Source organism: Providencia huaxiensis (assembly GCF_002843235.3).
GTDB lineage: Bacteria > Pseudomonadota > Gammaproteobacteria > Enterobacterales > Enterobacteriaceae > Providencia > Providencia huaxiensis.
Map to the genome: position 1 here is coordinate 4,523,956 of NZ_CP031123.2, position 21,055 is coordinate 4,545,010.

Below are 21,055 nucleotides of genomic sequence, written 5' to 3' on the forward strand. Positions count from 1 at the left end.
ACCAACCCTGTAGTGAAAATTCTCCGCAATAGGATGTTGCGGGGGATTTTTTTATTTTTTAGTCTATTTTCTCCTTATTTTTCAACCGTTCCTCAATAAACTTACTAAATATTTGCACTTCTTTTTTATCCGTTATCTTGAAAAATTGATTTATCTGATAACAATAAATGTGCTTATTCATGGGCACGAATAATGAGAATGGCATAATGAGAGAAGTTCGCGAACTACAACGAGATGAAATCCCATCTGTTTGGTCTATCGACCGCACTGAATTAATTGAAAACCTTTATCTGTATCAAAATGGCGAGTTGGTGCTATCCAAACAGCGGTTTGATATGAAAGGTTGGCCAGAAGGTGAACCTGAAGCCTATACCCCCCATTTGTTGGAAAGTTATGACCAAGGCGCGGTATTTCTTGGGGTTTTTGAACAGGGCAAGTTAATTGCTGCTGCAAGTTTAGATAATGTGTGGCGCGGTGAGCAAAAAAATTTACTGCAATTATCTTTCCTGCATGTGAGCCACTCGTACCGTGGCGAAGGTTTAGCAGGGATGTTATTCCAGCAATGTGTTGAAATTGCGATGCAAAAAGGGGCAAAAGGCTTATATATTTCTGCGACGCCTTCAGAAAATACAGTGCACTTTTATCAATACCTAGGCTGTACCTTAATTGCACAACCTGATCCTGAATTATTTGCATTGGAACCTGAAGATATTCACTTTATTTATCTATTTTAGTAAGTTTTTATTTTGTAAAATAAGTGTTAATTTATAGGGCGATGAAATAAAAAAGCATTGAAATTTACTAAAAACTAGATATTATTGATAATCATTATCATTTAAGGTGTTGAGGTCACTATGCCAACTAGCATATCAAAAACCACAGGTTTAAAGCGTATAGGCGCTGGCCTTTGGGGTGTCTTTGCTGTGATATTGTTGAGCATTGCTTATGTACTCAATAATATGGGCTTAGATAATTTAAAAATCATTATGATTATCATGATGGTAGCAACTGCGGGGATGTTATTTAATCGTGGTTCTCGTCGTTTATTGATTATCCCAGCTGTGATCTCACTTGCATGTTTTATGATGGCCTTTGTACTACAAAGGTAGCTCTATAATCTAATTGATAATTAAATAGAACAGAAAAAAGTGGTATCGAAAGATATTGATAATTGAATGGTATTCAAAATAACGGTTTATTTAAATGATTTATTATTGTCTTATAGTAAATAAGGCAAATAAGACAGCGTTAGCATTACAGAGAAGGTCAAAAGGGCAGGATGTTATAAAAAAATGACTGACCAGTGGTGCGAAAGGGGGGACTTGAACCCCCACGTCCGAAGGACACTAACACCTGAAGCTAGCGCGTCTACCAATTCCGCCACCCTCGCAATACTGTCACATCAATACTACTGTCACATCAATACTATATTATTGTGATTTACCCAAAGCTAGTGGTGCGAAAGGGGGGACTTGAACCCCCACGTCCATAGGACACTAACACCTGAAGCTAGCGCGTCTACCAATTCCGCCACCCTCGCAGTACCTAACTAAACTTTGGTCCATCAATGCTTTTAACCAGCAATAATGTGGTGCGGATTTTAGGCTAATTTCGACGAACGTCAATAATTTTTTTATGAAGTATTTTTTGATTGATGAAAAAATGGCCGGTGAAGGATCACCAGCCAATGAGAAGCATGATAAATTGTGCTTTAGCCTAAATTACTCGTGTATAAATTAACGCTTAACTGCTTGGTAAACTTTAAATTTTCCCGTTTTTGCAAGTACTTCGTGACTACCAAAAGCTTTATCGAGTAAATCAGGGTATGGTAAGAAAGCATTCGCAACGATCCGCAAGCGGCCCCCTTTTTTCAGGTATTTAGGGGCTTGGTAAATCATATTTTCAACCGCACGATAACTGGTGTTTAGGCCATCATGGAATGGCGGGTTAGAAATAATCCAATCAAATTTATCGTTAATATCTGAGTAAGCATCACTAGCGATGACTTTAGCAGTTAGTTTATTGGCCTCAAGAGTGGATGCTGCGGAATCTAGTGCAGACGCACTGACATCACTTAAGGTAAGTTTGATCTCTGGGTTTTGTGAGCCGATCACCGCGGCAATCACACCGTTACCGCAAGCAAGATCAAGCAGATCACCACTCATTGGATCGGTTAATGTTGATAACAGTAGGTCACTACCGATATCAAGCTCATTATGGCTAAACACCCCTGGTAATGCGTTAATTCTAACATTATCAAGTTCATAATGACGCCACCAGCGAGCAATATCAAAGGTGGTTGGTTGCTCTAATTCACCATAGTACAAGCCACAGCGACGTGCGGAGTCAATTTTTTGTAAGCTAGCGATCCCCTCCATAATGGATTCGGCGCTTTTAACACCACTGCGATTCTCACCGACGATAAAGATTTGGCTACCCGCAGCAAGATGAGTACAAAGGTCATCGAGTTGGAAACAGGCTTCTTGCTTGTTTTTTTGCCAAAAATAAATGAGAGTATCGCAAGGCTGGATAAATTCCGCAGGCGTAGTGGCAGAGAATAACGCCATATCTCCCATTAACGGCTGTAAACGCTGCCAGTGATGATACTGGTTGGTGATGACACGAACACTAGCCGCTTCTAAGGTTGCAGCGAGCTCATCCTGAATGTCACCGGCCAAAATGACATGACGATCTGTAAAATGTTCGAGATGGCGTTGAATAACTTCGCTGGCAGGTGTCAGTAATGACATATTCTGTCAATCTCCTAAAATAATAAAAAAACCGATGACATCTTACCAAAGATAAGAGAAATAGCATTGCTCTGTTGGCGCTATTGATCCCCTTTGATAAGATGTGGTTGTAAAATTGCGACTGGAAAATCAAATGACACGACGTGACAGGCTTTTAGAACAACTGGGGATCACTCAATGGATGGTGAGAAATCCTGCCGTGTTACGTGGTGAGCGTGGTGTAAGGATCCCAGCGTCGACTAAGCTTATTATTATTACTGATGAGAACCTTGATTTAAATAGCCAATTGCTAAAAGATATTTTTCTTTCCATGAATATTGCACAGGACGATGTGGTTTGTGTAAATTCAGAGCAACTAGGTTTAATCCCAACACCAATAATAACACCATGTTGGGTATTAGGTGATGAAATCCAGCCTGAAGGTTCAAAAATCATGTTTACTTCACCCGTTTTGTCTGAGCTAAGTACAAGCTGTAGCGCTAAACGGGCACTATGGAAACAAATTTATCAATATGATGAAAATTTCAACACTAAAGCAATCTGATCTCGCAACTGCGTACTTAATTGAGAAGTTGAGCCATGATTTTCCATGGACTGAGCGAGTTTTTTATGGGAACCAAGGGGAAAAGTACCATAACATAAAAATATCTGTTAATAATCAAATTGTTGGTTATGCAATAACACAGTGTGTTCTTGATGAGGCGACCTTGTTTAATATTGCCATACACCCTGATTACCAAGGGAAAGGCTATGGCCGTTTGTTGCTAGAACAGCTCATTGAAGAACTCGTAAAGAAAGGTATTCTCACGTTATGGTTAGAAGTGAGGGAATCAAATGCATCTGCTTTGCATCTATACGATAAGCTAGGTTTTCATCAAGTGACGGTGCGTAAAGATTATTACCCCGCCAAAAAAGGCCGAGAAGATGCTTTAGTACTTGCTTTGACTCTATTTTCTGATGAATAAATTTAAGTAACAAATAATTTATTACTAATATAATTAAAACCCCAATATGTCATGAGACATACTGGGGTTTTGTGCTTTTAGTGAAATTTATTTTTCAATTTCAGGAAGAATGGGCTTATTAATTATTTGGATATTATCTTTTAACGCTTTTTTTGCCGCCGCTTGTGCGTTGACTTCTTCGTTGAGGCCTTTATATGTGGAATAACACATAATTAGCATCATGATGGATAGTGGCACAGCCATGGCGACCAGTGCGGATTGTAAGCCTGATAAGCCACCCGTCATAATTAGCACAATCGCAATAGCAGCAATAACGACACCCCAAATGGTTTTAGTAACATGAGAAGGATTTGGGTTGCCATTTTCACTGACCATTCCCAGTACAAATACCGCTGAGTTAGCTGATGTGATAAAGAAAATCAGCACTAAAACAATCGCTAAGACACTAATAAATGTCGATGCAGGGAAATAGTCTAAAAACTTAAACAGTGCAGATGTGACGTCAGTTTTTACAGCATCTGCTAGTGCGGTTTGACCTAAGTTTTGAATTAAATGAATGGCAGAACCGCCCATGACTGCAAACCAGGCAAAAGCACTTAATACAGGAATAAATACTGCGCCAATCATAAACTCTTTAATTGTTCTTCCTTTTGATATACGCGCCACAAAGCTACCCACTAATGGTGCCCATGCTATCCACCAGCCAAAGTAAAACAGTGTCCAGTTAGCAATCCAAGTGCCGTCATTATAGGGCTCAGTGCGAAATGACATACTGACAAAATTTTGGACGTAGTCACCAATACCTTGGAATAAAACTTTTAAGATAGTTTGGGTGGGGCCAGACAAAAATATAAATGCCATCAATCCTAGGGCAAGTATGATATTTAAGTTTGATAGGTGTTTTATCGCTCCTTGTAATCCAGAGATCGTCGAAGCAACATAAACAACGGTAATTATTGCGATCAAGCCAATTTGTACATAAATACTGATGGGCAATCCCCATAAGTAATTCATGCCACTGTTAACTTGTAGTGTACCAAAGCCTAATGATGTGGCGATACCAATGACGACGGACAACATCACCAAGATATTGATCCATTTCCCGACAGAGCCGTAGATCCGATCCCCGATTAAGGGATAGAAAACCGAGCTGAGTGAGGATGGCAATTTTTTTCTAAATTGGAAATAGCCTAAAGCCACACCGACGAGAGCATAACACGCCCATGCGGAAACCCCCCAGTGCAGATAGACATATTGCATAGCTGCTTTGGCAGACTGTTCTGTTAAGCCTTGCCCAACGGGTGGGCTGATATAATAGGAAACTGGCTCTGCCACCCCCCAGAACATCAAGCTGATACCAATCGAGGCACTGAATAACATCGCAATCCAGGTGACCGTGCTGTATTCCGGTTTGTCATTGTCATCGCCGAGGCGTATGTGACCAAATTTGGAAAAACCGAGAAACATACAGAAGCTGAAAAAGATAAAAACGGAACCTAGGATGAACCAACCTAGGTTGTTATAGATAAAACTTAAGGCGGAATGTGAAAATGCTTCCAGTTTATCAGGAATAAATGCACCAAAACTGATTAACGCCAGACTAAAGGCTAGCGACACGTAAAATACGGATTTTTTGTGATTCATCATACCTCTTCTCCAGTTGCTCACTTATTTTTTCTTTTATGAGAGTTGGCTTGCAGGGAATACTCGTTTTGTTTTTAAGGGTACTTTTTTGTTAATTGCTACTTTTGGTTTACAGAGAATAGCCATGCAAAGATTGTGTAGTCAACAAGTAATTAACCAATTATTAACAGTTTCAATAATTAAAATCAATTTAACTTATTGTTATATAATGATTAAATGTTTTTGGTTAAATTTTTATCAATATTTCGTTTGATCATTAATGCGATCTGCATTAACATTCTCAAAAAAGATGTTAACTATAAGTTTACATAAGTGAGGGCAATTATGAGCAATGCAGCTAAAGTCATTTCGATTAATGATCACCTTGATATCGATAACGCATGGACAATCCCAGCGCGTTATTACACGTCTAATGATGTTTTTGAGTATGAAAAAGAAAAAATATTCGCTAATTCATGGGTTTGTGTCGCACATGTTAGTGAGGTAAAAGAAAAAAATTCGTATATTACCCGTGAACTCATTGGTGAAAGCCTTGTGATTGTTCGTGGTCGCGATGATGTATTGCGCGGTTTCTATAATGTGTGCCCACACCGAGGGCATCAGTTGATCAGCGGTGAAAGTGGTAAGGTCAAAAATGTGATTACTTGCCCTTACCATGCGTGGGCATTCAAGCTAGATGGCCAATTAGCACATGCGACTAACTGTGAAAATGTGAATAATTTTGAAGCTGATGCAATGACATTAAGTAGCTTCCATGTTACTGAACATGCAGGGTTTATCTATGTAAATATGACCGTAGGCGAACCTCAGCCTATTGAAGAGCAACTTCCAGGTTTAGCTGAAAAAATGCAAGAAGCTTGTGCGGTAATTAGTGATTTAAAATTGGCCGCTCGGTTTGTTAGCCATACACCAGCTAATTGGAAGACCATCGTTGATAACTATATTGAGTGTTATCACTGCCCAACCAACCATGTGAGCTTTGCAAGTTCGGTGGATGTTAACGTATACGAACACCAATTATTGGATAATTGGACTGTTCAAATTGGTAAGGCAAAACCTTCTGAGTCCTCCTATCAATTTGATGAATCTGTTTTAGACCCGCGTTTCTTTGGTTTTTGGATTTGGCCAAGCACTATGTTCAATATGCCTCCAGGCGGCGATTTCATGACAGTCATTTATGAGTTTCCTGTGAGCGCAGGGGAAACTTTGCAGCACTATGATATTTATTTCCTCAATGAAGAGTTGACTGAATATCAGAAAAACTTAGTGGAATGGTATCGCACGGTGTTCCGCCCAGAAGATTTACGGTTAGTAGAAAGTGTACAAAAAGGGTTGAGATCGCGTGGCTATCGAGGCCAAGGGCGTATCATGGCTGACAGGCAGCGCAGTGGGATTAGTGAACATGGCGTTGCTCATTTCCATAAAATCATCGCTGGCGCGCACACTGAGTAATTACGTTAACCATAAAAATAAAAGGAGAAGTCACAAATGCATCATTTAACTCACCCTGCACTATTTCGTCAGTCATGTTACATCAATGGGCAATGGGTTGATTCAGACAATAAAATCCCTGTGACTAATCCTTTTGACCAATCTGTGCTGGGAACGATCCCCAGCCTGTCGGCCACACAAGTAAATGAGGCGATTGAATCTGCGTATTCTGCGATGGAAGGCTGGAGTAAGCTGACAGCGAAAGCGCGTTCTATCATTTTACGTCGCTGGTTTGAGCTGATTGAAGCCCATGTTGACGATCTCGGGCGTTTAATGACTCTCGAACAAGGTAAGCCACTGCATGAGGCAAAAGGTGAAATTCGTTATGCCGCGTCATTTATTGAATGGTTTGCGGAAGAGGGAAAACGTGTTTATGGGGAGACTATCCCTCAAACGGTGGGAAGTAACCGTCTTTCGACAATCAAGCAGCCGATTGGTGTTTGTAGTGCGATTACCCCGTGGAATTTCCCCGCAGCGATGATCACCCGTAAAGCGGCTCCAGCACTGGCTGCGGGTTGCAGTATTGTTATCAAACCCGCGACAGAAACGCCTTTTACGGCACTTGCCTTAGCGCAGCTGGCTGATGAGGCGGGTATCCCCGCTGGGATATTTAACGTCATTACTGGGGACTCTCGCGTTCTAGGGGAACGCCTAACTAAACATGAGCTTATCAGTAAATTTTCGTTTACCGGTTCAACACAAGTTGGCCGAATATTGTCTGAGCAGTGCGCATCAACGATTAAGAAAACCTCACTCGAACTGGGGGGGAACGCGCCTTTTATTGTCTTTGATGATGCAGACATTGATAAAGCGGTAAAGAGTGCGGTTCAAGCGAAATTTCGTAATGGTGGGCAAACTTGTGTTTGTGTGAACCGTTTTTATGTTCAAGATGCGATTTTCGATGAATTTCAGACCAAGTTCGTTACAGAAGTCGCCAAATTGCAAGTCGGTAATGGTCTTGAAGCCAGTACCGACATTGGGCCGATGATCACAACACGTGCTATCGATGGGATGAATGAGTTATTGCAAGATGCATTAGCGAAAGGCGCTCGCCAATTAACCTTAGGGAATGAAGTCACTGAGTATGGCAATTTCTTTAATCCCAAAGTCCTTGTTGATGTTGATGATTCAATGAAGATTGTTCATGAAGAAATATTTGGTCCCATTGCAACATTGATTCGTTTTAGTGATGAAAATGAAGTGATTACTCGCGCCAACAATACGATTTATGGCTTAGCGGCTTATTTCTTTTCTCGTGATGTTAGCCGTGTTTATCGTGTTGCTGAAAAGCTACAAAGTGGCATGGTCGGTATCAATACAGGCTTGATTTCTAATGAAGTTGCTCCTTTTGGAGGTGTGAAGCAATCAGGTCTAGGAAAAGAAGGCTCTCGATATGGTATTGAGGATTATTTAAGTACTAAGTATCTGTGTTTAGATATTGAATAATAAGAGAGGCACTGTGATGAACCAACAAAAATTTGCAGTCAATATTAGCCGAATTGAGCAAGTTAGCCCAAATATCAAGATGTTCGAATTTGTAGCGCAAGATGGTACTTTTGTGCCTTTTAGTGCAGGTAGCCACGTTACCGTTCACATGGATGGGCAGGCCGGTTTACAACGTGCTTATTCGTTAATCAGTGACCCACAGCAGTGTGGCAGTTATTGTATTTCTGTATTGCGTGATGAAAACTCGAAAGGCGGCTCTGCATTTATGCATGAGCAGCTATCGCCAGGGGACAGTTTGTACCTGTCACCAGCACAGAATTTTTTCTCGTTGGCACCGGATAACCAATGTAAGCATATTTTGATCGCTGGTGGAATTGGGATCACGCCTTTTCTCTCTTATCTCTATGAATTAGAAGAAAATGGAATGGATTTTGAGCTCCATTACTGTTTTCGTGATAGTGCAACAGCGGCATTTCTTGAACATTTGCAACAGCGTATTGGCTCGCGTTTATTTCTTTATGACAGCAGCCAAGGGCAACGAATGTCTGTTGAACAGTTGGTTCAAGCACAAGCGAGCAATAGCCATCTGTATGTATGTGGTCCCCAATCATTAATTAATGAGGTGATTGAAAAGGGCCATCAGCACCTTGGTGAATCACAGGTTCATTTTGAAAATTTTGGGGAAGTTGCCAGCGAAGGGGATTCATTTGAGGTCTATTTTCAACGTTCAGGCTTTAGTTTAGAAATCGGTAAAGATGAGTCCATTTTGCAGGTAATCGAAGCAGATAAGCGCATTAACGTGGAATGTTTATGCCGTAATGGGGTTTGTGGAACCTGCGAAACGGCAATACTTGAGGGAGAGGCTGATCATCGTGACTACTACCTCGATGATGATGAAAAAGCTGAGCAGAAAACGATGATGTTGTGTGTTTCTCGAGCTAAATCTAAACGGTTAGTCCTTGATTTATAATCAAAGTTGCCCCGCTTAGGTCACAAGTGGGGCAGAATACCTGTTTTAAATATCTTTTAATTCAAACATTAAAAAAGGCTGTTTTTCATCATTCAAGTGTTGATAAGCGGTAATTTGCTTGTCTTGAAATACGATTTGCCCCCGCCCAGTCCGAAATACTTCATCTAGCCATGGCTTATGATTAATCACTAACTGATACAATAAACGTTGTAGTTCAAGGTAATCTATTTCAGTCGATTGGTTGTGTAAGTTGCTGGCTAATATTTCACCTGCTTTATCGGTAAATACGACTAAATGATTGAAATGGGACAATAAAACATCAAAATAGCATTTGATTTTACGCAGGCGCAGTTCAGTATTTTTACGTTCTGTGTTGTCTAAGCTGATCCCAACCAGTTTTGTCACTTTGCCATTAGGGCCTTTGACGCCTGTGGCTCGGGATGTGATCCAGCGGTAATCGCCTTCCCAGTTAATTTTAAAATCCATTTCATGGGCACCCCCTTCACGGATAATTTTGGAATATCCATTAACCAACTTTTCCTTGGAGTCATGGCTCATTAAGGCCCAGAAATCTTCATTACTGGTGATTTTGATGCCATATACGGCTTCAACGTTGTCGGAGTAGTTCAATTCCCCCGTTAATAAGTCCCACTCCCATGTCACGATATCTGCGGATTCTTGAAGATGGACTTCGTTGATATTGCGCATGACGCCTGAATTGCTAACAGTGATTTGATTATTGGTATATTCACCGTATTTCAACCATATCTTGTCGACATCCAATAACGTGGCGAGCTTTTCAAGATTATCTTCATCAATCATGCCGCCTTTCGTCCACTTGTTAACTGCCGTTCGGGAAACGCCAAGGGCTTCAGCTGCCTTTAATTGACTCATTTTTTTCTGTTTTAGCAATTTCAACAAACGTTCTTTGAATGTCTCTGTTTCTGTCATCAATTCATGTTTACCTTATAACTTATGGGGTTAACTAAAAACCATTTGATAAGTGAGTAGCAAGGTATTGCTCTAGATTTTCGATAAAGACTCTAAGGTTAGCACTCGTTCGGAGACTTCTCGAATATACAGCATAAACATCTGCGGTTTGATGCCATTGCGGTAACACTCGCACTAATTGGCCAGACTGTAACTCAGGCTGCACACTCCATTGGGAGCGCAATAGGATCCCTTCACCACTTAAGCACCATTGCTTGGCGACTTCACCATTATTGACGGTTAATTTACTATTGGGAGTGACCGTCATACTTTCTTGCTGATGTTCAAGCTTCCATACCGCGGGGGCTTGATTACGTTCTTTAATCGCAATACAAAAGTGCTTTTGTTCCAGTTCTTGTGGATATTTTGGGTAGCCGTGTGTTGCTAAGTAGCTTGGCGAAGCGCACAGGATACGTTGGTTTTGTGCAATCCGCCTAGCAATAAATTGCTCAGCTATCGTACCGCCAATACAGATATCAACATCAATGTTTTCACTAATAATATCGACAGACTTATCGGTTAAAGTGAGGTCAATGCCTAATAAAGGGTAATTTCCCCGCAATGTCAGTATAAACGGGTTAATGTAAGTACTGCCAAAGCCTGTGCTACAACTGATACGCAGTGAGCCGCGGATCTCTTCGCGACAGGCGTTGAGTTGCTGTTGCATCTGTTCCAATTCAGCTAGCATCATTTCACTGCTACGCAAAATAATTTGCCCTTCATGAGTCAGCTTAATTGAGCGAGCAGTTCTAAAAAATAAAGTTTGTCCTAAATTTTCTTCTAGCAACTTAATGCGTTTAGAAACATAAGCTGGGGATACCAACAGCTGTGAAGCGGCTTGAGAGAAACTCATCAAACGGGCAACCGTGACAAAAACGCGGATATCCTCTAACGAAGGAAGCTTGTTCATAGTTTGTAAACCTAAGGATTACACTTCATATCTATACTTTATCACAGCAACCCCTAAACTGGAGAACAAACAGACATAATTCAATTATCAGAGGTTTTCACAATGTCACAATTTAACATAGCGGTTATTCCTGGTGATGGTATTGGTACCGAAGTGATCCCTGAAGGGTTAAAAGTATTAGAAGCAGCGGCAAATAAGCACGGGATAAAATTGCAGTTTACCCATTTTGATTGGTCGTGCGAAACCTATCACCGTACGGGGCGTATGATGCCTGAAGATGGCTTAGAACAATTGAAAAAATTTGATGCGATTTTCTTAGGCGCAGTCGGGTTCCCAGGTGTTCCTGATCATATTTCATTATGGGGGCTGTTATTACCTATCCGCCGCGCTTTCAACCAATATGTTAACCTGCGTCCTGTCCGTCTGTTTGATGGCATTAAGTGTCCGTTAGCAGATAAAAAACCGGGAGATATTGATTTTTATGTGGTGCGTGAAAACGTTGAAGGGGAATACTCTGCGATTGGCGGTATTCAGTACGAAGGTACTGATGAAGAAATGGTGCTGCAACAAAGTATTTTTACCCGTAAGGGAACAGACCGTATTTTAAAATATGCTTTTGATTTGGCACAGTCGCGTGAGAAAAAACATTTAAGTTCAGCGACGAAATCCAACGGACTATTTCATTCAATGCCTTATTGGGATAGTCGCGTAGCCGAAATAGCGAAGCAATACCCAGATATCAAAGTTGACCAATTTCATATTGATATTTTTGCTGCAAACTTAGTGAGAATGCCAGAGTTCTACGATGTGATTGTTGGGTCAAACCTGTTTGGCGATATTTTGTCTGATTTAGGGCCAGCTTGTACAGGTACCATTGCGATTGCGCCGTCTGCCAATATTAACCCAGAAAAACAATTCCCATCGATGTTTGAGCCGGTTCATGGGTCAGCACCGGATATTGCAGGGCAAAATATTGCTAACCCGATTGGTACGATTTGGGCGGCAGCCATGATGATGCAGCACTTGGGGTGCCCTGAGATGCATGATTCGATTATGTCTGCGGTAGAAACCGCGATTAAACAACGTCAACATTTGACTCGTGATATGGGTGGCGATGCCAGTACGCAGGCGTTGGGGGATGAAATAGCCCGTTTGGTCAGTGCTTAGTTGATGCATAAAGACGCTGTTTATTGAGCCAATTTCGTGAGCCATCGGGGGACTGTTTTGACTGTTCCTCGGTGCTTTGCTTTTCAATGATGTTCAAGTGTGATTTCGGAAAGTGTGTACAAACTTGAGTACAAATTCCGTTTTATGGGCCTCTGGCGAAAATTCCATGACATAAACCGTCTTGTATCCCTTGTTATTCATAGGATTGAGCTAAAAATTTCCATCTTCGGATGGGACTTGTTCTTTTATCACTTGATCTAGTAACTGTACAAAGCAAACACACCAAAACATTGCAGATATTACTCGCGGACTGGACAAAGTAAGTTTTCTAATTTTCGGTAGATTTGGTTTAAAAGTTGGAAATTATACGGCGATATTCGCCGTGAATAGAAAGAATAGTAAACCACGCCTTGTTGTGATAGTTTATTAAGTCTAGGTTTTACGGCGATATTAGCCGTAAAATAGTAAAGAGATAAACTAGAAAAAGGTTTGGTGTTTAAAAATGGTTAGTCATTCCCAGCGCGAAACGGTGAAAGAGTCTTATAAGCAGTCTCTTAAAACTCTTTTACCTTATGGTATGTTAGCAACAAAAAAATGGCTTGCAGAGCAGGGCTTGAGTGCTCATGCGTTGGATAACGCTGTCAAAACCGATACGTTATTGCCGCTAGCTATAGGTGTTTACAGCCAGTATTCTCGAACAGTCACTTGGGAAGGCGTAGTCGCTTCTATGCAGCGTATGATGAATAAAAGTGCAGATGAACAACTTCCGCCTGTCGTGGTCGGTGGGTTGTCAGCGCTTTCCATATCTGGTTTGTCGCAATATTTGTCATTAGGAAGTACACCTCATATTCATTTATATGCAACGGGAAAACTGCCTTCCTGGCTTGAGAGACTGTCATTGCCAATTAAGTTCGAAGGACATAGTACAAGTAAACTTTGGCCTGAGAGCTTATTCAAAGATAGAGCATTCGTTAAAGAGCATGAATGGGGAGAGCAATTACCACCTGTATATTTTTCATGTCCTGAAAAAGCCATATTGGAAGTGTTGGTGGATTTGCCTGAAAGTGTGTCATTTGAACATGCCGATGAGCTAATGCAGGGGTTGGTGAATTTATCTCCAAGAAAACTAGATTCGCTCTTAAAAGCGTGTAAAAGCGTAAAGGTCAAACGATTGTTCTTTTGGCTTGCAAAACGCCAAGCTTATCCTTGGTTTGATAAGTTAAATGTAGAAAATTACGATTTAGGCTCAGGTAAGCGTGTTGTTGCTAAAGGTGGAAAATTGGATACAGAGTATCTAATAACAGTACCTCAGCATATGGTGTTGGCAAGTAAAGGATAAGTTCAGCGATGGATAGAAACAGTATTTATTACAAGCAAGTACAGCTTTTGATACAGGTATTGCCTTTCGTTGCCAAACAGAAATGCTTTGCGCTCAAAGGTGGTACAGCAATCAATTTATTTGTCAGAGACTTTCCTCGTTTATCGGTCGATATTGATTTGGTGTATCTGCCAATGAAGAGCCGTGATGATGCCTTGCAGGAAATCTGTGATGCACTTGATGCTATTAGCGTGGATTTAAAAATAACATTTAAAGATGTCGAGCTAACGGAAGCTTATCGGTCAAAACGCGATGCTCTAAGGTTGATCATTGCTCGCAACGGTGTGCAGATCAAAGTCGAGTTATCACCTGTATTGCGCGGTACTGTTTATGAACCAAAGCTGATGGAAGTTTGCGCAGTCGTAGAAGACGAATTTGGTTATGTTGAAATACCTGTTGTTGACTTAGCTGATCTTTATGCTGGAAAGATATGTGCAGCATTGGATAGACAGCATCCAAGAGACTTATTTGATGTGAAGTTGCTTTTGGAGAATGAAGGGCTAACGGATGAAATTCGTAAAGCATTACTCGTTTATTTATCAAGCCATAATCGGCCAATGGCAGAATTGCTCAGTCCGCAATTTAAGGATATTACTGCCACCTATGAAGGTGAGTTTACTAACATGGCCGAGACGGATGTCCCGTTGGTGGAACTGGAAACCGTAAGGGGACGCCTAGTAGACCTCATTCACCAAGGACTGACCGATGTTGAAAAGGCTTTTTTGCTATCCTTTAAAAATCGAGAACCTGACTGGTCTTTACTCGGCCTGAATGGAGTCTGTGAGCTTCCTGCCATCAAATGGAAACAAATCAATTTAGCAAAAATGCCGAATGACAAACATACACAAGCCTTAGAAAAGCTGAAAGATGTTCTCAGTATGTGATTTCTTAAAAATAGATGTTTATGCAGGGCTGATCTTCTGAACAAATCATGCACCTTTCTGACCATTAACAAGTGGTAAATCAGACGATGAAAAGTCAGATTTATTCAACCAAAACTAGATGTTTTGCTGCTTTGAGTTGTTGGCTCGTCACATTGGTATCATACAGCAGCTGATCAGCCAGATTTGCTCTGGTAAATCGACTAGATCTCGTTACACCATGCAATACCGAACAACGGCAATTGCAGCATTATTGGCGTAGTACGACAAGCTATCATCGATTTTTGGTAGCGAAGGAATTTGTGGTTTAGAGACAGTTGTTTATGGGCTGAAGAAGCAACGATTACAAACAGCTACAACTGAGTATTGGCGCACACTGAGAGTAAATGGTAACAGATTGGATAGCCTTTGATTGTTAATACCCCCAAGATCTGCGAAAATAACCGCCAATTTTGATTAACAAGACGGATTTGCGACGCCAAGAGCCACATTGAGCCTCTTCGAATGCTTATACAAATCTGTATATAAACGAAAAGAACGGTTAAATGACAGATCAGAACTTTCTCCATGAAGTTAGCACACGCAGAACGTTTGCTATCATATCTCACCCTGATGCCGCCCAGCCTTTCAACGCTTAAAACCACCTTTCATTGCACACCACAATCACATCTCTACGTACTGAATTTAAAGGCTTTTTGTCTTTTTCTCGTTTCTTTGCTTTTCAATGATGTTCAAGCGTAACCTCGGAAAATGTGTACAAACTTGAGTACAAATCGCCATATTTACCGTTTTTAGCCAAATTCCATGACACAAACCTAGCTGTAGGCCTTGTTCCTACTGGGTTTTAGCCAAAACTTGCCTATATTTTTTATGCCAAAAATCGAGAAATGATGGTAAGACGTTCGCGATTATCTCTAATTGTTTGCCGGTTGAGTTGGTTACCGGTTGCTTTCTTGCTGTCCTAAAAGTTCATTTGTATGGGCCTGATCTTCTGAACAAATCATGCATCTTTCTGACCATCAACAAGTGATGAATCAGGCGATGATAGCTTTACATTGATTTTCAGGAGAATGCAGATGACAGCAGTAGCGCACCAAGTAACCCCTTTTCTAACGTCTTACGAAGTTATGGCTCGTTACCACATTAGCTATACGACGCTCTGGCGAAGAATAAAAGATGGCAGCTTGCCGCAACCTCGTATCAACCGAAATACACGAAACAAGCTGTGGCACATTGAAGACTTGGAGGAGTATGAGAAGAATTAGGAATAGATAGCGTAGCTTAGTTTTTCTGTTGGAGCTTGGACTAACGCTTTGAAACGCCGGCTTGTGCCAACAATATAGTTAATATGTACACCAACTTAGGCTAAGATAGCAGCATGGATTTTTTATTGATTGGATGGATAGGTAAGTGACGACTCCTCAAGAACGGACAACAGGTATTACAAATGCGTCGATAAAAAAACGTTTCGGCTCAATTCCCGCTTGGAAGATGTTGAGTGAATATATCTGGAACGGTTTGGATGCTGGTGCATCAGATATTGATGTCATTATTAACACCTGTGATCTCGGCGGGGTGGAGTCAATAGAGATCCATGATAATGGTGAAGGAATTGACTTTCATAACCTAGACCGAAATTTTGATAATTGGGATGACTCATCCAAAAAACAGGTTACCCAAAAAGGCAGTCAAGGCAGAGGGCGGTATTCATTTCATAAATATGCTGCAACAGCAACCTGGCTTACGAGAAGACAATCTGAGAATGCACGTATTACCATAGACTCGTCTCGTATTAAAACGTACAAAGTTGAGTTGATCGACGATAAAGAACAGCATAGTAGTATTCTTTCAAATGGAAGTGGGACATCAGTATTTCTTACGGGCATTACGAGTGAAAAATCTCAAAAAATCCCTAATATTGAAAATATCATGGAGGAGCTTTCAAATGAATTTGGTTGGAAGCTAATAGTTTTTTCTAACCTTAAAATATCAGTTAATAGAGTCCGAGTGACGCCTCCCCAACATAGGTTGTTTCAAGAGCTTATAGATGTTGATGGAAATATATTTAGTTCAAGTATCATTCAGTGGATAAAAAAACCATCTGGTGAAAAGTCATACAATTATTTTAGAGATTCAAAAGAACATCAGAAGTATAGAAATCTGACTGGTTTTAACTACAAAAACAATTTTTTCATAAGTGGATATATACAATCTGAGTGGTTCGATAATTTTCAAGATACCTCATCTCCAAATGCTGATCTCTTCATTAGTGAAAAGAGTGATGGGAATAAAGTTTTAGCTATGCTGCTAAAAGAACTGCGCAACAAAACAGCCGAGATTTATCAGGGGTTCCTTAGAGAAAGAGCTGTTCAGCTTGTCGATTCTTTCGAAGAAAAAGGATATTTTCCTGTTTACAATTGGGAGTCTGACGAAGATCGTTCCTTTAGAATTGCACATACGAAGAAATTAGTAACTAGTATCTGCGTTGCTGATCCAGCAGCTTTTAATGGGCTAAAGGCTAAGCAAACAAAAATTATAATCGGTTTGCTTGATAGGCTATCTACATCAAGTGAAAATGATAGTTTGATAGATATATTGGAAGGCGTTTTAGACTTAAATAAGGAGCAAATGGATGAATTTGCATCTCAAATAAGTAAATCTAAACTTGATTATATAATTAGCACGATTGGACACATTCATAAGCGAGATCTAGTCGTACAGAAAATGAAGTACCTTTTTAAAGAGCACGCTAAAGAAGTTCTAGAAACACCAGACTTACAAGGTATTATTGAGGCTAATACATGGTTGTTTGGCCCTCAGTACACAACTATAGGTGCCGAAGAGGATGACTTTTCTAATACAGCTAGAAATCTTCGGAATTCAGATATTGAAATATTGGATGGGGACGATATCAGTACCAGTGATCTTATTGAAGGCGCTACCATAGAGGGGGCAAAAGGCCAAGTAGATTTGTTTCTTGCACGCAAAATGGTCACAATTGATCATTCTACACAAGAAGAATTTATTAAATGTACGATCATTGAAATAAAAAGACCAAGTGTAGCATTGAATAAGAAACATTTAGCTCAAGCTGAACGTTATGCTGAGGTACTTGATAAGCATCCTGCCTTTAATGATGAGAGAATGAGATTTGATGTTGTTCTTGTTGGAACTAAAATCTCCCAGAATGATACTCAAATTACAAGGCGGTTGAAAGACCTTGCTGGTAAGGGCGGCGCGGGCCTTGTTTCCGGGGCGGATGAAAGAATTCGAGTATACGTTAAAAGTTGGTCTACAATTTTTAATGATTTCGAGGTGACTCATAGTGCTTTATTACAAAAGCTAAAAATAAAGAGAAGCGAGCTAGAGTATAAATCTAAGCAAACCCTTGTGGATGAATTGCAAATACCTCTCTCTGAGGCGTCGTGAGACTTATAATAATTATTCGATAAGTTGTTTTTTTGTAACTGGAAAAACAACTAATCTAAACCGAGCCAAATGCACTACTTGACTCGGTCATTTGTACTAGCTCAGTCTCTTCCTTAATTCAGCTACCCCTTATTGTCCGAAACGCCAGTTGAATGGAAAGCCTGTCGGCTCGATGATGGTTTCTAGTTGTTGATACCAAACGTCGTAAGCATGACGCATTTCGTCCAGGTACTGATATTGGTTGTAGATAGCATCCAGCCCTTTTTTGCTGTGGCCAATCATCAACTCGGCAACTTCTTGCGTCGTGATGGCAGACATTCGCGTTCGCATCGTTCTGCGAAGATCATGCATAGACCAGTGTTCCATCTCAATACCAAGCGATCTGCGAGCCCAGATTTTCACATTGTTAGGAATAGTGGTATCAAAGCCATTTGTGGCAAGCTCTTCTTGTCCGTTCGCGGGAAACAAGTAAGTTGATTTGCTCATCTGCATCGCCAGTTCAATCAGCTCAATAGCTGGCTTAATCAATGGCCGCATGATCGGCGCTCCAATTTTCTCACCTTGTTTGCGGATCTCTATGGGCACTGTCCACATTGCAGATTGCAAGTCAAAGTGATGCTTTTCAGCTTGAATGAGTTCGCCCTTGCGCCCTCCCAATAAGAGAAGCAGTTTTATGTAGATGCGATTCTTCTCAGTGATTTTTGACTCATGCAAATAGCGCCAAAGTATCCTGATCTCGTTGTCATTTAGCACCCGAGTTCGTTTTCCTTTTTTACCGCCAACCTTTTTTGCTGTGATCCCAGCGGCAGCGTTAATTTCCAAAATTTGTTCATCAATCAGCCAGTCATAGAACTTATGCAGTACAGACACTAGGCGCTCTGTGTTTGACGGAGACGATTCCGAAACCTCACGAAGACAGTTTCGCAAGGACAATTCAGTGATGTCAGTTAATGGATACTTGCCAAGTCGGGGCAGCAAATATATTTCACTGCTGCGTTTTTGGTAGTGCCACGTTTTCTCCTTTAGCCCTTGCTTACCGGCAGAGTCTATCCAGTCTCGAAAAATCGATTCGAAGCTTTGATTAGCAGAATACTTAGCCCGTTCCTGCTGTAGGTAAAGCTTGGGGTTTCGGCCTTGATCAAGTACTGCCCTTAACCTATCCAGCTCATTCCTGGCTTCAGCCAGCTTCATAAGGGGGTAAGTACCTATGTCTACCCGCTGTTGCTTGCCATCGAACCGATAACGAAACTGAAAAACAATTTTGCCCTTGGGCGATACCCGAGCACTTAGCCCATCTCGGTCGGCTTTTACTACGGTTTCTTTTGCTTCTTTATTTAACCTGGCATCGAGCCAGCTAACTGATAACGCCATGTTATAAGCCCAGCCCTAGTTTTGATTTTAATGATTGTTTACGTGTTTCTGCTTTGGGTTCTGGCGCTGTACTCATAGAAGTAACTTCACCATCTGGTGCAAGGCCATCCACCGGTACAGATGTCGTGGATAGATTGGGTTGGCTCATTTGAATTAACCCAAAGGTTGCCAGCATCCGCAGACGCTCAGCGCGTTCCCGTGGTGGCGTCTTTTCCAATTCTTTGAGTAGTTCTGGGTGGCTCCCTGGGGGAATGTTGACGACAACTCTCATGATCATGCCCCATAAAACCAGAAGCCTCGGACGTTCGCCAAAACAGACTGCTCAGGCACGATGATCTTGCTTCGTGAAAAAATCTCCTTGGCCGCTTCCTTATAAGCCAAGGCTCCACCTCCGGCGATCAATACCAAGTCCGCATTAATGCTTTCGTCACGCATGGATTGACGCATGGCTGTAAGAGCAACAGGCGCTACCTTTTTCATGGCAGCATTCAGATAAGGTGAAATATCGACTTTTTCTCCAAATAGCAGGACCTGTAAGTCGCCGGTTCTCATGGCTTTTTCAAGTCGATCCATTCCGACTTTGGCACCATGATCTTCCGAAATCAGCTTATCGATGGTTTCCAGTAGCACGGACATTGCCTGAAGACTGGTTCCTGATGAGCTGTAGCGAATTTCTCCGGCCTCAAGGGCAACCCAATCAACAGAAAAGAAGCCGGGATCAATGACGACGACACGACCTTCTTCAATCAAGCCCAGATCACCACCCGTTTGAACCAGATCCATATAGGCACCGGCAGGCTGTGGTAGTACTTTGACGTCATGAACGGTGATGCTGCGCTTAGGCGTCACTTGATGGACACCTTTTAAACGCTGCACAAGGTCAGACTTACGTTGTGGTTCATGAAACTGGGAAACCGGTAATCCAGTGACAACCAAATCGATGGATTCTGTTTCAGCCATTAACAAGGCGGCATGAAAAAGTGCCTTATAGGTTTTTGTGGTGGGATATTCCGGGTGAAGCTCTCGTTCCCAGCCTTGAAGGCGTCCAGCAGGAACACCAGCGGCCCAGCGCTCATTATCGACAGAGACATACAAACAAGTTTCATCATCGCCTCCACCGATACGCTCCGGCATACGATCCGCTGGACCGGCACCCGCAGGTAGAATAATGGTTTTCGGTTCACTACCTGATTGGCCAATTGCCAGCTTCAGGTTTGAGTAACCGATATCTACGCCTAGTACAAACATACTTATCTCCTGTGCACTCAAAGTGCTCTAACGGTTTTCAATCAACCGCGCTGTTCACGCTTGGGCATTTCCAAGTGCTCTGGCGGTTTACTCAAATGTCATTATCAGGATTCGGTGCACTGGCGGTGGGCAGAAAGGTGACAAATCCTTTCATCTATCTGCCTATTGCATTTTTGCAAAAGTATGAGAATAGGCTCTGTTTGGCGGCTGGTGACCTAGCCAAAAAAATTGAGACGCCAAACGTCGTTTGCATTCTGGCCTGAACTTGCCAAACGGTTTGTATCTTCATGGCGATACGTCTTTTTAGGTGTTTTTAAGTGAAATCAGCCTGTATCCCTTGTCGGGTATGGGATTGAGCGAGTCGATTTATATCGAGACGCCAAACAGTGATTGTGACGGCAGTTTTACGTTTGGC

General features: G+C 41.5%; 18 protein-coding genes and 2 tRNA genes. 11 read left to right on the forward strand and 9 right to left on the reverse strand.

From position 1 onward, the window contains the following. The first annotated feature begins 206 nt into the window (after positions 1–206). Positions 207–734 (forward strand): GNAT family N-acetyltransferase, encoded by a 528-nt coding sequence (locus CYG50_RS22485; protein ID WP_102140314.1) that lies wholly within the window; start codon positions 207–209, stop codon positions 732–734. 120 nt (positions 735–854) lie between these two features. After that, positions 855–1,109 carry a DUF1435 family protein gene (locus CYG50_RS22490; RefSeq protein ID WP_004905763.1) on the forward strand — a complete coding sequence of 85 codons (255 nt, stop codon included), beginning with the start codon at positions 855–857 and terminating at the stop codon, positions 1,107–1,109. 195 nt (positions 1,110–1,304) lie between these two features. Here the strand turns inward: CYG50_RS22490 and CYG50_RS22495 are convergent. From CYG50_RS22495 to rsmC, 3 genes are all read right to left on the reverse strand, one after another. Beyond that, a tRNA-Leu gene (locus CYG50_RS22495) sits at positions 1,305–1,390 on the reverse strand. A 64-nt stretch (positions 1,391–1,454) separates the two neighbouring features. Continuing rightward, positions 1,455–1,540, reverse strand: a tRNA-Leu gene (locus tag CYG50_RS22500). 196 nt (positions 1,541–1,736) lie between these two features. Beyond that, a complete protein-coding gene (gene rsmC / locus CYG50_RS22505; protein WP_102140298.1) occupies positions 1,737–2,750 on the reverse strand; it encodes a 16S rRNA (guanine(1207)-N(2))-methyltransferase RsmC in 1,014 nt (337 codons plus the stop codon). Positions 2,751–2,883: 133 nt separating this feature from the next. Between rsmC and CYG50_RS22510 the strand changes: the two genes are divergently transcribed. Both CYG50_RS22510 and rimI read left to right on the forward strand, forming a co-directional pair. Continuing rightward, positions 2,884–3,294, forward strand: a complete 411-nt coding sequence (locus CYG50_RS22510; protein ID WP_102140297.1) for a DNA polymerase III subunit psi — start codon at positions 2,884–2,886, stop codon at positions 3,292–3,294. Then, the gene (gene rimI / locus CYG50_RS22515) at positions 3,263–3,715 is read left to right on the forward strand and encodes a ribosomal protein S18-alanine N-acetyltransferase (protein WP_102140296.1); all 453 of its coding nucleotides are present in this window, start codon (positions 3,263–3,265) and stop codon (positions 3,713–3,715) included. The genes CYG50_RS22510 and rimI overlap by 32 nt, the downstream gene beginning before the upstream one ends. A gap of 87 nt (positions 3,716–3,802) precedes the next feature. Here the strand turns inward: rimI and CYG50_RS22520 are convergent, their stop codons facing one another. After that, positions 3,803–5,362, reverse strand: coding sequence for a BCCT family transporter (locus CYG50_RS22520; protein WP_202981448.1), 1,560 nt, complete (start codon positions 5,360–5,362; stop codon positions 3,803–3,805). Between the two features lie 321 nt (positions 5,363–5,683). Between CYG50_RS22520 and CYG50_RS22525 the strand changes: the two genes are divergently transcribed. From CYG50_RS22525 to CYG50_RS22535, 3 genes are read left to right on the forward strand one after another with little or no spacing between them, the layout of a single operon-like run. Then, positions 5,684–6,811 (forward strand): aromatic ring-hydroxylating oxygenase subunit alpha, encoded by a 1,128-nt coding sequence (locus tag CYG50_RS22525; RefSeq protein WP_102140295.1) that lies wholly within the window; start codon positions 5,684–5,686, stop codon positions 6,809–6,811. Between the two features lie 36 nt (positions 6,812–6,847). Further along, the gene (locus tag CYG50_RS22530; RefSeq protein ID WP_102140294.1) at positions 6,848–8,296 is read left to right on the forward strand and encodes an NAD-dependent succinate-semialdehyde dehydrogenase; all 1,449 of its coding nucleotides are present in this window, start codon (positions 6,848–6,850) and stop codon (positions 8,294–8,296) included. 16 nt (positions 8,297–8,312) lie between these two features. After that, the gene (locus CYG50_RS22535; RefSeq protein WP_102140293.1) at positions 8,313–9,266 is read left to right on the forward strand and encodes a PDR/VanB family oxidoreductase; all 954 of its coding nucleotides are present in this window, start codon (positions 8,313–8,315) and stop codon (positions 9,264–9,266) included. Positions 9,267–9,311: 45 nt separating this feature from the next. Here CYG50_RS22535 and CYG50_RS22540 read toward each other — a convergent pair whose 3' ends face one another. Together CYG50_RS22540 and CYG50_RS22545 are read right to left on the reverse strand one after the other, a co-directional pair. Further along, complete coding sequence (locus CYG50_RS22540; RefSeq protein WP_102140292.1) at positions 9,312–10,217, reverse strand: helix-turn-helix domain-containing protein; 906 nt, start codon at positions 10,215–10,217, stop codon at positions 9,312–9,314. A 34-nt stretch (positions 10,218–10,251) separates the two neighbouring features. After that, entirely contained in the window at positions 10,252–11,166 is a 915-nt protein-coding gene (locus tag CYG50_RS22545) for a LysR family transcriptional regulator (RefSeq protein ID WP_102140291.1), read from the reverse strand. 102 nt (positions 11,167–11,268) lie between these two features. On the opposite strand from CYG50_RS22545, the gene CYG50_RS22550 reads away from it, so the two are divergent. From CYG50_RS22550 to CYG50_RS22580, 4 genes are all read left to right on the forward strand, one after another. After that, positions 11,269–12,333 carry a tartrate dehydrogenase gene (locus CYG50_RS22550; RefSeq protein WP_102140290.1) on the forward strand — a complete coding sequence of 355 codons (1,065 nt, stop codon included), beginning with the start codon at positions 11,269–11,271 and terminating at the stop codon, positions 12,331–12,333. Between the two features lie 502 nt (positions 12,334–12,835). After that, on the forward strand, positions 12,836–13,672 hold the full coding sequence (locus CYG50_RS22555; RefSeq protein WP_102140289.1) for a type IV toxin-antitoxin system AbiEi family antitoxin: 837 nt from the start codon (positions 12,836–12,838) through the stop codon (positions 13,670–13,672). 8 nt (positions 13,673–13,680) lie between these two features. After that, positions 13,681–14,595, forward strand: a complete 915-nt coding sequence (locus CYG50_RS22560) for a nucleotidyl transferase AbiEii/AbiGii toxin family protein (RefSeq protein WP_102140288.1) — start codon at positions 13,681–13,683, stop codon at positions 14,593–14,595. Between the two features lie 1,407 nt (positions 14,596–16,002). Next, positions 16,003–18,021, forward strand: coding sequence for an ATP-binding protein (locus tag CYG50_RS22580; RefSeq protein ID WP_000211147.1), 2,019 nt, complete (start codon positions 16,003–16,005; stop codon positions 18,019–18,021). A 129-nt stretch (positions 18,022–18,150) separates the two neighbouring features. Here the strand turns inward: CYG50_RS22580 and CYG50_RS22585 are convergent, their stop codons facing one another. The 3 genes from CYG50_RS22585 to CYG50_RS22595 are packed head-to-tail and all read right to left on the reverse strand — an operon-like array spanning position 18,151 to position 20,640. Then, positions 18,151–19,392, reverse strand: a complete 1,242-nt coding sequence (locus CYG50_RS22585) for a tyrosine-type recombinase/integrase (RefSeq protein ID WP_001218618.1) — start codon at positions 19,390–19,392, stop codon at positions 18,151–18,153. 1 nt (position 19,393) lies between these two features. Next, entirely contained in the window at positions 19,394–19,663 is a 270-nt protein-coding gene (locus CYG50_RS23595) for a hypothetical protein (RefSeq protein WP_001995600.1), read from the reverse strand. A gap of 2 nt (positions 19,664–19,665) precedes the next feature. After that, positions 19,666–20,640 (reverse strand): ParM/StbA family protein, encoded by a 975-nt coding sequence (locus tag CYG50_RS22595; protein ID WP_000497807.1) that lies wholly within the window; start codon positions 20,638–20,640, stop codon positions 19,666–19,668. Positions 20,641–21,055 lie beyond the last annotated feature (415 nt).